This window comes from Mycobacterium sp. NPDC051804, from assembly GCF_044452905.1.
Lineage (GTDB): Bacteria > Actinomycetota > Actinomycetes > Mycobacteriales > Mycobacteriaceae > Mycobacterium.
This window is the reverse complement of record NZ_JBITCD010000003.1, coordinates 312,380-330,171: the sequence shown is the minus strand read 5'-3', so window position 1 is coordinate 330,171 and position 17,792 is coordinate 312,380. Positions and strand designations below refer to the sequence as shown.

Below are 17,792 nucleotides of genomic sequence, written 5' to 3'. Positions count from 1 at the left end.
GCTCATCGTCGGTTTTGTCGGAGACTCAATAGGGTTGGAGCATCACGGATATGCGTTTCTTCACTCCGTGATAATCGCGCGGCCCTAGCTGTCTAGCGCTTGGAAACGAGCGAGCGCCTGTGGTCGCCGGTCTGAATCGAACGCCTCCATGTGCGTGAGACGGTCGCCGTCGAAGAGAAGCACGATCACTGCGGGCAGCTCTATCGCGGTGCCCTCGGCCGTCGTCCCGGTCACGACGATGTCGGTGACAACACCGCGTGCCGAACTAGCGGGAATTTCGGCAACCAGTACGCGCATATCAGGGATTAGCGACGCCATCGTCCGCAGCGAGAACCAGTGGTCACCGATGTCCTCCCCCGTCGCCAACTGGCGGTGATTTATGTACTTGGCACCGGCCTGAATCGCCGCGAGCGCTTCCCAGTCATGGCGATTGGTCGCTTCGAAAAGCCGGCTCGTGGCACGAATTACATCGGGATGCTCGACCTCGCCCAAGGCGATCCAGCGGGTGTCCAATTCGGCGAAGGCCGCGTCGACGTCGTTGGGGTCGAAAAGTGTCGCATGATAGAGCAATTCACTGTCCGCGACCGCTACCACACTGGACATCTCGACTGTGACTGCTCTGTCGGCCTCAGCGGTATCACGCCAGATGAGTCGAGTTAGCGCCAGGTGCCGGCCCCTGATTGCTATAGGCTCGAATTCCATCTGCCAACTTGTCGGTGCGTCGAACAGCAGGTGTGTTGCGTAGTCCCGGTCCATCTGACCTGCGTCACGCAGGCCTTTCCGCCGATCGTCGTATCGTGCGTTCATATCCCAGGCCGAGAGAACCCCATCCAAGTCGCGGCGATTGAACGCGTCGACAATCAAGGCAGTATTGCGAGTCGCCGCATTCTCGAGCTGCGTTGTCGCAGAGGTGAGTTCGTCGTATCTGGACAGCGCGGCGTTAAGCGCTGTCTCGTCGAAGAGCTCGAAGCGGTTGCACAGATCGCCCTCGAATGTCGCAAGATGGATGTCCTGCCACTCCGCATGGAATCCCTGTGGTGACGTGCCATACGTCAACGCGGTGAGAACCGCTCCATGGCTGTCCAGCCGATGCACCCTCTGTACATAGGCCTTGGTGTCCGGAGTGACGCTCCACGCCGCGTGGATGTACTCGGTGAGGTCACCGGGCGCGAATGCCGTTGCTCGCCGGTGGTCAATGTTGGTCCAGTCCGGCGTCTGCGCGGGCATCTCATGCCGATTGAACGTGGCGTAGTTCTGCACAATGAGTGCCCAGGTATGCGCTTGCGCTGCCCCTTCGCCTGCGCCGTACTGGGTGTCCAATTCTGCGAATGCGGAGTCGATGTCGTCGGGGTCGAAAACGATCGAGAGATCAGCCAATTGATCGTCGGTAACCTCGGTAAGGACCAATGCTTCGAGCTCAACCGGACACTCGGCCTCATTCGCATCGCGGTAGGTGTAGCGGCTCAGCGCCAATCGATGACCCCGGACGGCAATCGGATCGATCGTCAGCCGCCAGCCGTCAGCCGCCTCCGACAGCATCGCGTGTACAAGGTTGGCATCGACCCGCCCCTCGTTGCGGAGACCTTTGCGCCGATCCTCGTAGCGTGCATCCGCCGAGACCGCATCAAGGAAAGCCTTTAGATCACGGCGATTGAACGCATCCGCGATCAGCGCGAAGTTTTGGGTCGCGGCGTTCGCAAGTTGTGGTGCCGACACACTCAGTTCGTCGAATCTGGTGATCGCGGCGTCGAGGTCTGTTTCGCCAAAGATCTCCAGGCGATCGACCCGGTCACCTTCGATCATGAGTATCTGAATCATTCGCCACTCAGCATCGAAGCCATCGTGCGAGGTTCCGTGAGACCTGATGGTCACAAGAGCACCGAAACTGCTGAGTCGATGGACAATCTCGACATACAGGACGATGTCAGGTACGAGATTCCACGAGGCGCGGACAGATTCAGCCAGATTGCTCGGGCCTAACGTGTCGAGCGATCGATGGTCGACGTGTACACGAGCCATTCTTGTCGGGAGCAGTTCACGTCGGTTGAATGCGCCATACGTCGACGCGATGACGGACCATGCGCCTGCATGAACGGCGGCCTCGCCCGCCACGTATCGGGATTCGAGTTCCTCGAACGCGGCATCGATGTCATCAGGATCGAAGAGCGCGAAGTCATACACGACGTCACCACCGGCGCTGTCTGTCACTGCCAGGACTTCAACGGTGATCGGCCGGGCGACGTCGCCGTGATCGCGAAACGTTTGACGACTCAGGCACATACGTGACCCGCGAACGGCAATATGCTCGACACTCATCCGCCACAATCGTGGATACTCGAACAGTGTCTCGATGACTCGCCGACGCATTACCCCTTCATGGGAGTCGCGCAGGCCCTTGCGCCGATCTACAAAATGGCCATCCGGTGCGGTGAGGTCGAGATAGGTTTCCACATCGCGGCTATTGAATGCGTCGGCAAGCCGCTCCCAGATTCGCGTTGCCGCGTTCTCGACGCGAGTAGGGGGCGCGGTGAGTTCGTCAAACGTGGCGAGCGCCGTGTCGAGATCTGCTTCGTCGAAGACCTCGCAGCGACTGAGCAAGGCGCCATCGACGGTCAGGATGACGATGTCCTGCCATTCGACGTCAAAGCCCTGGTGCGATGTTCCACTCGTCACCTGGGTGACGACGGCGCCGAGATCGTTCAGCCGATGCACGGTCGACGCGAAACTATGAACCCGCGGGGCGACTTCCCAGGTGGCTTGAATGTATGACGTCTGGTCGCCGGGCGCGAACGCACGCCCCGCTCGCCGGTGATCGATACTCACCCAGTCCGGCGTCGTCTGGGGCATCTCGCGCCGGTTGAAGGCGGCATAGGCCTCTGCGATGGCCGACCATGTATGCGAGTGCGCGGAAGCCTCTCCGGCGGCATAGCGTGCGTCCAGTTCCACCAGGGCCGCGGCAAATTCGTCGACGCCGAACACTACCTGAGCTGTAACTAACCCATCGCCGTCGATCTCGGCTATCGCAAGGTTGTCGACGTAGAACGCCTCGGGTCGCACACCGTAAGGCGCTTGCGCACGAACCAGAACGAGGCGTTCCCCACGGGTCGCGATGTCGGTGGACAAGAGTTCTGGAACGCCGATGTCAGCGGCAGACCGCATATCTTCCAGCATCGAGTCTCGACCGTGCCGAATCCCGGCGTTCACGACTGGCCTGCGATCCTCGTTGTACAGGTCTCCGGCCAGCATCTTGGCCATCGCATCCCAGTCTCGGGCTGCGAAAGATGCTCGGAAGCGCGTGGCTACTCGGCTCGCCGAATTCTCGAGTGCTGGCGATGGTCTGCTGAGTTCATCGAACCTGGCAAGCGCCGCGTCCAGTTCATCTTCGTCGAAGATCTCGCAGCGACTGATGCGATCGCCAGTCACACCATAGAGATTCACCACTCGCCATTCGGCGGCGAAACCGTCCTGGGAAACCGCGTGTGCGGCATGAGTGACGACCGCCCCGAAACCGCTCAACCGTTGGACGGATTCAATGTTGACGTGCGCCTCGGGTGACATGTCCCACGTGGCGCGTACGTAGGCGGTCAGTTCGCCAGGACTGAAGGCTGTTCCGCGCCGATGGTCGATGTTGATGCAGTCTGGTGTCGTCGCGGGAAGCTCCCGCCGATTGAACGCAGCTGGAATCGGTGCGAGCACGGACCATGTCTGTGCGTGCGGCGCCGCTTCGTCGGCGGCGTATCGTGCGTCGAGTTCGGCGAAGGCCGCGTCGACGTCATCTGGGTCGAACACGACTCGCGCGACGATTCGCTCGTCGGCGTTGGTCTCGACGATTCGAAGCAGGTCGGTGTGGAATCCGTCCGGCCCATAATTGCGACCGGACAATCGGGTGCGACTCAGGACGAGATGCTCCCCGCGAATCGCCATCGTCTCCGACGTCATCTGCTCGATCCCGACACCGGCCCACGCCCGTAGATTTTCGATCTCGGCTTCTCGGCCGTGGCGCACGCCAGATGCCAGATCACGCCGACGGTCGTCGCCGACCAGATTCGGAGCCATCATGGTGGCCATAGCGTCCCAGTCGCGCATGGCGAACGATTTCTGACAGCGCGATTCCGCGCGCGTCGCGGCGTTCTCCAGTCGCCGTGGCGGGAGATTTAGCGCATCGAACTTGGCGAGCGCCGCGTCGAGGTCGGTGTCGTCAAAGACTTCACCACGTTTGACCAGTCCCCTCTCGACCGTTAGCAAGTCGATCATGCGCCACTCGGCGTCAAAGCCGTCTTTGGACGTCCCATGAGAGGAATGAGTAATCACGGCTCCGAGCTCGGTCAGCCTATGAACGGCTTCGATACGAATCGAGAGGCTCGAGAATTGTTCCAGCACGGCGCTAAGAAACGTCGTCGAATCGTTCGTCTCGAGAGCCGCAGCTGGGCGATGGTCAACGTGTACCCAGTCTTGGCTCGTCGCAGGTAGTTCGCGGCGCCCGATGGCGTCGAATATCTGCGTGACAGCCGTCCATGTCTGTGAATGAGTCGCCGCCTCGCCGGCGAGATATCGCGTGTCAAGTTCCGCGAACGCGGCGTCAATGTCTTCGGTTTCGAAGAGGACTCCGCGCACGATTTGATGGTCTTTGTCGACCTCAATCATGTCGAGCATCTCCGCGGACAATTCGCCTCGCTGGAGATCTCGATTCCGTGTACAGACGAGGGTGAGAACGAGGCGCTGTCCGCGCGTGGCAATGGCCGTTGAGGTGACCTTCGCCCCGATCTCAGCAAGGGTACGCATGTTGACCAGTTCGACATCTCGGCCATGTTGGATGCCCGCGTTGACAACCGCGCGACGGTCTTCGGTAACGATATCTTCGGCGAGAAGGCCTGCTATGGCGTCCCATTCGTGAGTTTCATACAACGACCACAGGCGTTGATTCACCTCGCTCGCAGTGTTTCTCAGTTGCTGCGCAGGTCGGCTTAGTTCGTCGAACCGCGCGAGCGCGGCGTCGAGGTCGTCCTCGTCGAAAATCTCCAAGCGTAGGACACGGTCGCCATCAACTGTCATTAGCTGAATCATTCGCCACTCAGCGGCGAATCCCTTTTCCCCGGTCGCGAACGATTTGTTTGCGATGACCGCTCCGCGATCGCTCAGGCGATGCACACACTCGATATAGATGCTGAAGTCTGGAGTGAGGTCTCTAGCGATCCGGATCGTCTCGCTAAGTTTTTCCGCCGGGTAACCCTTCCGGTGGTCGATCCCTGTCCAATTTTCGTTGGGAACACTCCCATCCCGGTTGTATGCGGAGTGGGTGTCTGCGATGACGTTCCACGTGTGCGCATATGGCGCCGCTTCGCCGGCGGCGTATCGTGCGTCGAGTTCCGCGAAGGCCGCGTCGATGTCGTCAGGGTCGAACGTGACAATGTTGGAGACTTTGCCGGCATCGTCGATCTCGATGACCTCGAGTACCTCGCCAAAAAAGGCCTCGGTGTCTCCCTCCTTCTCCGAATATCGCGTCCGAGTCAAGATCAGCCGCATTCCTCGCACAGCCATGACCTCGTAAGCGACACCTGTGAGGCCGACATCGGCTGCTATGCGGGCATCACTGATCATGGAACCCCCGCCATGACGCATCCCGCCGTTTACGGTGCGTCGGCGATCGTCAAGGGTGAAGTCCTCCGCAAGAGTGGCGCGCATGCCGTCCCAATCACCAACCGCGAAATATGAGCGCGCTCGCTTGACTATGCGGCCGGCTGCGTTCTCCAAAACCCTCGCTGGGCGGCTCAGTTCGTCGAACTTTGTGAGCGCGGCATCGAGGTCGGACTCGTCGAATAGCTCAGTGCGGTCGAGCTTCTCCCCGTCGACGGTCACCAGACCGACCTCTCGCCACTCGGCGTAAAAGCCCGTGACCGAGACCCCGCGCGTCGTGGTGGTGACGACGGCCCCGAGATCGTTCAGCCGATGCACCGTCTCGACGTGGATCTTATTCTGCGGTGAATCCTCCCAGGAGGAGCGAATATATGTCGCCATCTCGCCGGATGCGAATGCGCTGCCTCCGCGTCGGTGGTCGACATTCACCCAATTCGGCGTCGTCGGTGGAATTTCATGACGGTTGAGCGCCGCGTAACCATCTTTGATGACTGACCATGTTCGTGAGTGAACCGCGGCTTCACCGGCGAGATACCGCGCGTCGAGTTCTGCAAGAGCTGCGCCGAGGTCGTCCACCTCGAACGCGATGTATGCCACCATCCGCTCGTCGGCATCGATTTCGACAACCCCAAGCAACTCAAGTTGGAAAGCCTCTGGACCCCGGTCCCGTCCGGAGATTCGGCTCTGACTGAGTGCGAGGCGCTCACCGCGAGTGGCAAGGACGGTCGACGTTATGGTTGTGACCCCAACATCGGCGGCCGCCCGGTTATTCGCCATTTGAGCATCCCGCCCACGGGTCGCGCCGGTGTTCACAACCCGGCGACGGTCGTCGCTGAATACGTCGTCGGCGAGCGTCTCCGCAAGTGCAGCCCAATCGCGGGCCGCGAAGTAGGCATTGCGGCGTTCGTACACCCGGCTAGCCGCATTCCCCAGTCGCGGCATCGGGCGGCTTAGTTCCTCGAACCTCGCCATCGCCGTGTCGAGATCGGCATCGTCGAAGTACTCGAAACGATTGATCTGTCCGCCTTGGACCGTCAACATCGCGATGCCGGACACCTCGGCGCCGAAGCCCTGTTGCGACTTTCCATCGGCGATACACGTCACTACTACCCCGACGTCGGTCAGCCGGTGCACGGCCACTATTTGAATGTGCCAGTCGGGCATGCCTTCCCACGCGGCACGCATGTTGGCCGCCAAGTCGCCTTTCCACAGCGGGAGTCGGTGGTGATCGTCGTGGACCAAGTCCGAAACAGCCGGGGGCAGCTCGTGACGGTTGAGCGCGGCATACGCCTGTGTGATGACTGTCCAGGTATCCGCGTAAGGCGCCGCTTCGTCGGCGAGGTAGCGGGCATCGAGTTCGGCGAAGGCTGCGTCGATATCGTCGGGATCGAACGCGATGTGTGTCACGATCTGGTTCTCGGCGTTAACCCCAACGATGTCCAGGGCGTCAATGTGGAACGACTCCGGACGCTCTTCACGGCCGGAGTACCTCGCACGGTTAAGGACAAGACGCGCGCCGCGGGTTGCAATCAGTTCCGACGTGATATTCCGAGCCCCGATGTTGGCGAGTGCCGACACATCGCCGATCACATCAGCCCTGCCGCGCAACGTACCGGCGTTCACCACACGTCGACGATCGTCGTCGAAAATGTTGTCTGCAAGAATCTCCGCCATTGCGGGCCAATCGCGCTCCGCGAAACAGCTGTTGAAGCGCTGAACTACCTGGCTCGCCGCGTTTTCCAGCATGCGTACCGGATGGCTCAGTTCACCGAACCGCGTCAGCGCGGCGTCGAGGTCCGCCTCGTCGAACAGCTCACAACGATTGATCACGCCGCCCTCGACCATCGAAACGCCGATCACCCGCCACTCGGCGTCGAACCCCTGTGGTGAGGTGTTGCGCAACGTGTGCGAGACGACCGCGCCGCAGTTGCTGAGTCGGTGCACCGTATCGATGTCGATACGAATTTCAGGTGCGTCGTTAAAGGTGGCCTGGAGGAAGACCATCATCTCACCTGGCGCGAACGCAACTGGTCGCCGGTGATCGAGGCTTACGAACTCTGCTGCTGTTGTGGGCAGTTCGCGTCGGTTGACAGCAGCGAATGCCTCTGCGATCAGCGAGAACGTGTGTGCGTGGGGTGCAGCGTCACCTGTTAGGTAACGCTTGTCGAGCTCCTCGCGTGCGGCGTCGACGGCATCAACATCCATCAGGACGAATGCCGCGATCTTGTTGTCGGAGTTCACCTCGAACACGTAGAGCAATTCAGAATAGAACGGTTCGGTCTGCGGCTCACGGCCCGAGAAGCGGGTGTGAACGAGGGCGAGGCGCTCGCCGCGTGTGGCGATAACGGTTTGCGTCACCTGCGGTATGCCGACGTCGGGCGCCGCGCGCATGATCTGAACGACGGCATCGACGCCCTGTTGTTCCGCGTCGAACCTCACAACCGAACGACGATCGTCAGTGGCGACGTCGTCGCACAGTGTTTCTTTCATCGAGTCCCAATCGCGGACCTCATAGCGCGACCAGAACCGATCAGCTACTCGGCTTGCCGTATTGGCGAGGAGGGATCTCGCAGGAGTGAGTTCATCGAACCGCGCGAGTGCCGCATCGATATCGGTTTCGTCGAAAACCTCGCAGCGACTCAGGTGATCACCATCGACCTTGTACAGGTTGATTACCCGCCACTCGGCGTAAAACCCATCGCGGGAAGTCCCATGCGCCACTTGACTGACGACCGCACCCACATCGCTCAATCGATGCACGCTTTCAACAAAGGTCGTCATGTCCGGCGTGAGTTCCCACGCCGCCTGGAAGAATTCCTCTACGTCGGCCGCGCCAATACTTGCGACTCGCCGCCGGTCGACAAACACGAAGTCCGGCCGCGTAGGAAGTTGCTGTTGGTTGAGAGCATCGCAATCATCTTTGATCTGCGACCACGTCCGTGCGTGCGCGGCGGCTTCGCCTGCGATGTAACGGGCGTCCAACTCCGCGAGGGCGCGCTCGAGGTCGTCGGCGTCGAACAAAACCAGCACCACGATCTGTTCTTCCGCGTCGATTTCGACGATTTGAACCAAGTCGATCACACCGACCTCAGGTCGCTGTTCGCCACCTGAATAGCGGATACGACGGAGCGTCAGATTCTCGCCTCGCGTCGCGATCGCGGTTGGCGTGATCTGCGTCAGACCTATCTCGGCACCAACCCGCAGGTCCTCGACAACGGCATCGCGACCACGCCGCAGACCGGCATTGACGACGCGACGACGGTCATCAATCGAGACGTCGCCCGCCAGAACGCCTGTCAGCGCATCCCAGTCCCCTGCTGCGATGCACGCCTGGGCGCGCGCCTCTACTCGGCTCGCCGTGTTATCGAGCCGCTCTGCGGGCTGGGCGATTTCGTCGAATCTCACGAGCGCGGCATCGAGATCTGTTTCGTCGAAAAGCTCGCAACGGTTGATGAAATCGCCGTCGACTGTCAGGATCTGAATCACCTTCCACTCGGCTTCAAAGCCCTGCGGTGAGGTCCCCTGCGACACAGTTGTCACGACAGCGCCGCGAGCGCAGAGCCGATGTACCGCGATGTTGCGGGCTCGGAATTCCGTTGTCGGGTCGGCGGATTCGTTAACAGCCGCAGACAATTCTCCGGGAGCGAAGCGCGTCACACTGCGGTGATCGATGGTGATCCAGTCAGGGGTTGTCGTGGACCGCTCACCCCGATTGAACGCTGCGACATTCCGAGTGATGCTGGCCCACGTGTGCGCGTATGCGGCGCCTTCGCCCGCAAGATAGCGAGTTTCGAGTTCCTCTATGGCGATATCTATCTCATCCGGGTTGAAAATGACGCTAACCGCCACCTGGTCATCGGCATTGAGTTCATAGAGAGAAATCACTTCGTTCACGAAGTCGTCGGATTCGTCGTCCGAGCGGAAATAGTGGCTTCGTACCAGTAGGAGGCGCTCGCCTCGGATGGCAAGTATGTCTGACGTCACATGCGTGAGGCCCAGTTCGGCAGTCGTCCGCATGTCGGAGATTGCGGCATCTCGACCGTGTCGGATGCCGGCACCCATCATCGGTCGGCGATCGTCGACGAGTAGGTCTTCGGCCAGCAAGCTCGCCACGGCATCCCAATTACGCTCCGCGTTGTATTCCTGGACACTGTCGTAGATTCGACTCGCCGCGTTTTCGAACAGTTGCTTCGGCCGGTTAAGTTCGTCAAATTTCGCGAGGGCGGCGTCGAGGTCTGCCTCATCGAACATCTCGCTCCGAGTTATGCGGTCGCCTTCGACAATTGAGAGGGTGATCTCTCGCCATTCGCCCTCGAACCCCTGCTCCGTGGTTCCGGTCGCGACGTGCGTGACGAGCGCGCCGAATCTCGTCAACCGATGAACGGCGACGACGTCGACTCTGACATTCGGTGTTTGACCCCACATGGCGTGAATGTAGGAGGCCAGGTCACCGGGCGAAAGAGCTATCGCACTCCGGTGATCGATGCTTACCGCATCGGCGGTCCACGGCGGGAGTTCATGCCTGTTGACCGCTGCGTAGGCCCCCGAGACAACCGACCACACGTGCGGATTCGCCGCGGCTTCGCCTGCGAGGTAACGCTTATCGAGTTCTTCGTAGGCGGCGTCGATATCCTCGTCGTCGAACCCAACGACTCCGACGATCCGGTTGTCGGCGTTGATTTCGAAGACACCGAGGAACGATGCCTCGACCAGTTCCTCGTCGTCCATGACGAAATCTTGAAAAAGGGCGAGCCGTTGTCCGCGAACCGCAAGCACGGTCGCATGAATACGTGGCGCGTTGAGTTCCGCCATCGCACGCATATTTACGATCTCGGTGTCCTTGCCGCTGCGGGCCCCGCCACCGATGACACGGCGGCGATCGTCGCCGGCTACGTCATCTGCATACAGCTCTGCAAGTGCAGTCCAATCGCGGGCTTCGAACAACGCCCGAAGGCGGTCACCCACTCGGACTGCGTCGTTCTCCAGCTGTCGTGCCGGACGACTGAGCTCATCGAAACGCGCCAGCGCGGCATCGAGGTCGGCCTCGTCGAACATCTCGCAGCGATCAATCAGGTCGGCATCGACCGTCGCGAGAATGAGCTCCCGCCACTCGGCTTCGAACCCTTGCTGTGAGGCTCCACGCGCCACGTGGGTGACGACGGTCCCGAACTGACTCAGCCGGTGTACGACCTCGATGTAGGCACAGACGTCAGGTGCGAGATTCCAGGTGGCATACATATATTCGGCCATCTCACCGGGTGAGAACGCTCTGCCCCGCCGGTGATCCACCGTGACAGCATCCGGTGAAAGCATGAGCTGCTTCTTGTTGTTTGCCTCGGTATAGGCTCGGGTGACTACCGACCACGTCGTCGCGTTCGACGCTGCTTCTCCAGCGAGGTATCGGGCGTCGAGCTCAGCCGAGGCCGCATCGAGATCATCCGCATCGAAAGCGATTTCAGCCACGATCTGCCCGTCGTCGTTCACCTCGACAACATCGACTGTCTCGACATCCAACTCGGGCCAATCGGGTGCATCGAAAGTGTGCCGAGCCAGCACGAGACGCTTGCCGCGGACTGCAAGCGGCGTGGACGTGATGTTTGAGCAGCCGATTTCGGCCATGGCTTTCAAGCTCGCGATTTCGCTTTCTCGACCGTGCCGCACACCCCCGTTAACGACGCGTCGGCGGTCGTCGCCTGTGAAGTCATCGCCCACTGCTTGGGCCATGACATCCCAAGAGCGAGTCGCGAAGTGCGACAGATACTGCTCCACCACTCGGTTCGCGAGATTATCCAGCTTCGTCTCCGGTCGTACCAGCGCGTCGAGTCTCGCAACGGCGACGTCGACATCGTCCTCGTCGAACAATTCACAGCGATTGACCGCGTCGCCGTCGATCGTCAAGAGGTTGACCATTCGCCATTCGGCGTCGAAGCCTTCGGGGGACGTCCCACGAGACACCTGGGTGATAACGGCTCCGTGGTCGCGCAGAAGATGCACTACCTCTATGTAGTTGGTGAGGTCCGGCGTGAGCTCGTTGAGGTTGGTGACGAGTCCCTTGAGATCGGTTTCGGCTAGTGGCGTCCCTCGCCGGTGATCGATGCTCACCCATTCCGGCGTTGCAGCCGGCAATTCGTGACGGTTGAGCGCAGCGAAGACGCCCGCGGCGACCGACCATGCGTGCCCGTGCAGTGCGGCCTCGCCTGCGAGGTAGCGGGCATCGAGTTCGGTGGTCGCAGCGTCAAGATCACTTAGGTCGAAGGTGATGATGACCGCGATCCGATCGTCTGAGTCGATTTCGACGACAGCGAGCATCGAGTTGACAAACGTTTCGCGTCCGCCGTCATGGCCTGAGACACGCGCGAGAACAAGCCGTTCTCCGCGTGTCGCAAGCACATCTGAGGTGATATGCACGAATCCGAGATCCGCAGCAGTACGCATATTTTCGACATCGTTATCTCGCCCGCACCGGATTCCTGTGTTCACGACACTCCGGCGATCGTCATTGAGAATGTCTTCGGCCACGACGCCCGCAAGCGCGTCCCAGTCGCGGTCGGCAAAATGCGTGAAGTAACGATCGCCCACTCGGCTCGCCCGATTTTCAATGTTGTGCGCCGGTTGGCTGAGGCTGTCGAATTTAGCGATAGCACCCTCGAGATCCGAGGCATCGAAGAGTTCAAGGCGGCTGATTCTGTTGCCCTCAAACGTCAATAAATCGATCTCGCGCCACTCTGCGTCGAACCCGTCGTGCGACGTCGCATCAATCGCTCGACTGACGACCGCCCCCAGATCGCTGAGCCGATGCACCCTCTCGATATAGATGACGCCCCATTGATCTTGGGCATCCCGTACGAACGCGGCTAATTGGCCGGCCTCGACTGGCGCGAGCCGTCGATGGTCAGTATTGAACCAACCACGCGTTGTCGCCGGCAGCTCCCGCCGGTTCAGCCTTGCGTACGCTTCAGCGACCTTGGACCACGTCTGTTCGTATTCGGCGGCTTCGCCGGCGATGTACCGGGCGTCGAGTTCCTCGATGGCAGCGTCGAATTCGTCGAGGTCGAACGTGACGATTGCGGCCATCCGCTCGTCGGCGTCTATCTCGATGACGACAAGCATTTCGGTGCTGAACGCGTCGGGCCGGTGGTCTCGTCCCGAGAATCGGTGATGACTCATAGCGAGGCGCTGCCCGCGGGTTGCAATGACCGTCGACGTCAGAGTCTGGGATTCAACGGCGGCGTATGCACGGACGGTGAGTTCGAAATCTCGTCGATCTAAGCTTCCGGCGTTCACGACTCGACGGCGATCTTCAGCGACTGTGCCGCTTGACAGCATCGAGGTCAACGCGTCCCAATCTTGAGCAATGAAGCACTCTTGAAAGCGCTTATCTACTCGGCTCGCAGCGTTCTCGAGTGTTGGCGGCGGAACTCGACCTTCGAGCCGCGTGTACGCGGCGTCCAACTCAGCGATCGCTGCGTCCATGTCTTCGACGTCAAACCACATCTGCAGCGCAAGTCGGCCCTCTTCGTCGAGGCCGTATAGCTGGACCAGTTCATCTCGCGGCGCTCCAGGGGTCTCATCAGTCGGTCCGACACTGAACGAGGTGAGAGCTAAGCGCTCACCCCGCACGGCGAGGATGACATGGCGGTACCGTACTTCGGCCAACGTTTCGCGGTAATGTTTTGCCTCGGCTAGCCATTCGCTTCTGGTCCACTCAAGGGGGCCGAATCGAACCACCTTCCGGCGGCTCTCGCAGAAAATAACGGGTGAGATGTGCTGCTCGAGCTCGTCCCACGCATTGCGGTCGTAAGCGGCGTCAAGCCGCCGAGCCACACGCACACACGCGGTGTCCGGTTCCCCGGGTTCAGATTCAATTGCCCGATGTCGGGCATCAAGTTCCGCGACCGCGGCTTCCGTGTCGTCGATGTCGAAGAACACTTGTAACGCGATTCGACCGTCTTCGTCGAGGCCCCACAGCCCGAGGAATTCCTCGTGCGGCGCGCCGAGGCTCGGGTCATCGGTTCCGAGTTCGATTCGAGCGAGCGCCAAACGCTCGCCTCGGAGAGCGATAACCGTCGCTCGGTGCCAGGACCAGCCTTCGCGAAGATGTCTGGCAACTTGCGGCCAGTCTCCCCGCCGAAGATCGCCGGGCATAAAGCCGACCACCTTACGGCGACTCTCAACCAAGACGTCAGGGGCGAAGAACTGTTCGCACTCGTCCCATGCTCCGCGGTCGAAAGCGGCATCCGCTTGATGCATTACCCGGACGCAGGCGTTTTCCAACTCGACGGTCGGCCCTTCGGGTTTGGCAGGCGGTTCCGGTTGCTTAATGACAAGCAGGCCTCGTGCCTTTTCTGCAAGTGCCGCAGCACCTTTGCGGTCGTACAGTTCGAGCGCGTGTTCAGCAGCCGCACGCGCTTCCGCTGTGTTACCTGCTGCAGCCAGCACGCTCGCCAGCGCCAGACAAGCGTCACCGTGGTCGACCAACGCATCTGTGCGCTCCGCGAGGGCAATAGCTTCCTCGGCCACCCGGCGAGCCTCGTGATGGGCGCGCTTACGCGAAAGGAGTTGTGCCCGAACAATTCGCCAGGCAATCGCCGCCTTCGACGCGTGGCCTGCGAGTCGCTCACTTTCCGTGCACAATTCGTCGGCTTCGCCATCTCTATCGAGTGCAAGACAGGCACGCGCCAACATAGCGGCGGTCTCGGCAGAGTCCGCGTCGAGGCCCATCCGGCGAAAACCGTGGTAGGCGCGTCTCAGGTGGGGCTCGGCGGCCACAGGATCGTCGGCGACCAACTCCACGAGTCCTGCAAATTGCTCGACCTCGAGCAGTGCGTGCCGCATCCCCAGTTCAGTGAGTGAACGCCTGGCGGAGTCGATAAGTTGGCGGCCCGCGGCAGCACGGCCGCGGAAAGCATCCAGCACTCCCTGGCATCGCGTCGACGTGGCCTCCACAACCGGCGATCCCGTCGTGATACGAAGCAGTCGAACAACATCGAGACACCGCCCACCGGCACGCGGAACCGGATTCGGCCCCCACAGGGCCGCCAGCGGCGCGGTCGCGAGTACGGCGTTGACACGCCGGTGGTCGCCAGCGCGCCGCGCAGCAGTCAATGCCTGATCCAGAGCGGTTTCGCAATCCGCGATTCTCCCAAGGCGCCCCAGACATAACGCCCGCACGGTGTGAGCTTTGGCCTCCCCCGCCGCGTCGTCCAGCCCGGCCAGTTCCTCAGCGGCCGCAGCGACAGCGGATTCGATCTCGTCCAGCCGCTCGGGGTTGGTGAGCATCGAGACCTCGCCGTCAAAGCAGGCGCCCCATGCCGCAAGCCGGGCGGAATCGCCTGCGGCCTGCAGCAATTGCTCAACTGCGCCGCTGGCTGAGACCACGTCACCGGCGGCGAGAAGTGCCTCACACCGCGCGACCAGCAGCTCTGCCTGCTGATCCTCTCGGTCAGGTAGCTCGTCGTCGAGCTCCTCCAGTGCGTGCAGCGCCCTGTCGTAAAGATCGGCCGCGCCTTCATAGGCCAGGCGTGTCATCGCCTGATCGGCGGCACGGCGGCAGTAATCGACCGCCTTGGCTGCGTTACCCGCCCAGGCGCATTCGAAGTAGTGGTACGCCAAGTCGGACAGCAACTCATCGTCGGCGCCCGGTTCGTTCTCGAGTGTCACAGCGATGCGCTGATGCAGTCGCATGCGACGTACGGACGCAAGCTCGGCGAGTAGCGACTGCCGCACGAGGGCGTGGTTGAATCGATATCGACCGCCCGGCTCCTCGATGATGATTCCTGCTGTGCATGCGTCGTCGAACGCATCGATGAGATCTTGGTCGACCACACGCTCAACCAGGTCGACCGCAAACCGGCTACCGACCACCGCCGCCGCTGCAAGCGCCTTGTTCGTTTGCGCTGGTAGTCGAGAAAGCCTGCGGCTCACCGCTTCCCGAACACCTTGTGGCAGAGTGCTCGGATCCCACCGGCCACCGCTCTCATCCACATGGCGCAAGGCTTCGATGAGAAAGAACGGATTGCCGCCCGTCACTGCTGCCAGCGCTCTTGCCAGCTCTTCGTCGTCATAGCCCGCTTCGGTGACGTACGCCGTGACGTCGTCTTCGTCGAGACCGTCGAGTTGTAACCGATGCGCGGTCCCGTCGCGGTGCAGGTCGGCAAGCATCGCCGCCAATGGGTGCGAGCGGTCCAGGTCCGTGCTGCGGTACGTACCGACGATCTGCACGCGTGTGTGCTCACCGAATCGCAGGAGGTGCCGTAGCAGCAGCAGCGTCGGTTTGGCAGCCCAGTGGAGGTCATCAAGAATGAGCACCACCGGTGCACTCGCCGAGGCCACCGCCAACAGTGCAACAACGGCATCGAAAAGCGCATACCGGTCGGAGTCTGCATCAGCACGAGCGGGCCCAACTAGATCCGGTAACGCATCGGTCAAACCCGGGACCATAGATAGCAGCGACTCGACACCCCTCAGCCCGCGTAGGCGATCGGCGCCCAGGCACGGCACCAAGGACCGCAGTGCTTCCGCGAACGGCTGGTATGGAACGCCAAGGTCTTCGTCGCACCGCCCGTAGATGACGACGGCGCCTAGCTCGAAGGCCTGCCGTGACCATTCGCCGGCCAGACGCGTCTTGCCGACGCCTGGTTCACCCGCGATCAGGACGGCACGGGCACCAGCTTCCATCGTGGATTCCCACGCGGACAGCAGTCGTTCGAGTTCGGTTGCGCGCCCGACGAACGGCCCGGTTCCTGCCAGCACAGCGGGCAATTCGGGTCGCTCGATCGGGGGTGCCTCGGTGGTGGGCGCTGCCGGCGATTCCGCGGCTTCCAAGCGCAGCTCGAAAACGTGCTCTGGGCGGGCGAGGTTTTTCAGCTGACGTGAACCCAGATCCACGAGGAGGACGTCGTCGGACAAAGTGTCGATGACGAGTTCGGCCGTCGCGCCCGAGCAGAGGATCTGGCCGCCGAGCGCCAACGACCGCAGTCGCGCCGCACGGTTGACCGCGCGGCCGAAGTAGTCCCCGCCGCGAAGCTCTACCTCGCCGGTGTGCAGCGCCACACGAATGCGCATGGGGTTCGCCAGGGCCCATGGCTCGTGTCGGATCGCTTCCTGCAGCTCTATCGCCGCCGCGGCCGCTCCGGAAGGCCTGTCGAAGACCGAGAACGTCGCATCGCCTTCGCCACGAGTCTTGACAAGCCGTCCGCCTCGCGACGTGACGACCTGTTCGACCAGCTCGTCGTGCCGCGCCAACGCCACCGCCATTGCGTCCGCGTCGGCCTCCCAAGCGGCAGTTGAGCCTTCGATGTCGGTGAGCAGGAAGGTCACGGCGCGCGTCACGGCCGAGAGTTGTTGCGCGACAGGTAATTCTAGCGCATCGTCCTGCGCGACGATCGCCGCTTCGAGACGGCGAAGGTCCGGGCCGGGATCGACACCCAACTCCTCGGCGAGCAGTGAACGTGCGCGCTGAAATGCGCCGAGCGCCTCCCCTTGCCTACCTGCCCGGTAAAGCGCGAGCATCAGCTGACCCCAGCGCCTCTCACGAAGTGGCGCGTCGGCGACGGCGGCCTCCAGCTCTCCGATGATCTCTGCGGCGCGGCCGGTCGCCAGCAGTGCGTCAGCGCGGTCTTCTACCAGAGCGTCATGCCCCTCGATCCAGCGCGTTTTTTCGGAGGTCCCTCGCGCACTATCCGGTAGTTCGGGTGTGCCGCGCCAAAGGCTCAGCGCCTCGTCGAACCGTGCCACCGCCTGGCCGACGTCTCCCGCGACGATGGCGTCGCGGGCCAGTCGAGCGGCGGCCTTGTACCGGGTGGCGTCGATCTTGGATGTGCGGACGGTCCAGCCTGTCCCCTCGGTCAGTACGAAGCCGTCGCCGAGGGTCCGACGAAGCGCCGAGATGTGGGTCTGCAATGCCTTGGCGGCAGTGCGCGGCGGCTCGTCTCCCCAGAGGAGCTCGACGAGCATGTCTGCCGAGACGGCCGAACCGCTGTATAGCCCGAGCATGGTGAGGATGGCTCGCGGTTTGGCGCCAGGGATAGCCACCGGCAGGCCGTACTGCCGGACCTGCAGAGTCCCTAAAACCCCCAGCTCCACCTGTTGAAGCGTAGTCATGAAGACATCGTCAGGGCGGGTATTCAGGGGCCGGTCAAGAAATAGTAAAGGTCGTG

At 61.8% G+C, this 17,792-nt stretch carries 1 protein-coding gene; it reads right to left on the bottom strand.

Annotated features, from left to right (window positions below; translation table 11 throughout):
* Positions 1-84: 84 nt before the first annotated feature.
* Entirely contained in the window at positions 85-17,628 is a 17,544-nt protein-coding gene (locus ACIA48_RS12625; RefSeq protein WP_396732768.1) for a BTAD domain-containing putative transcriptional regulator, read from the bottom strand.
* Between the last annotated feature and the right edge of the window lie 164 nt (positions 17,629-17,792).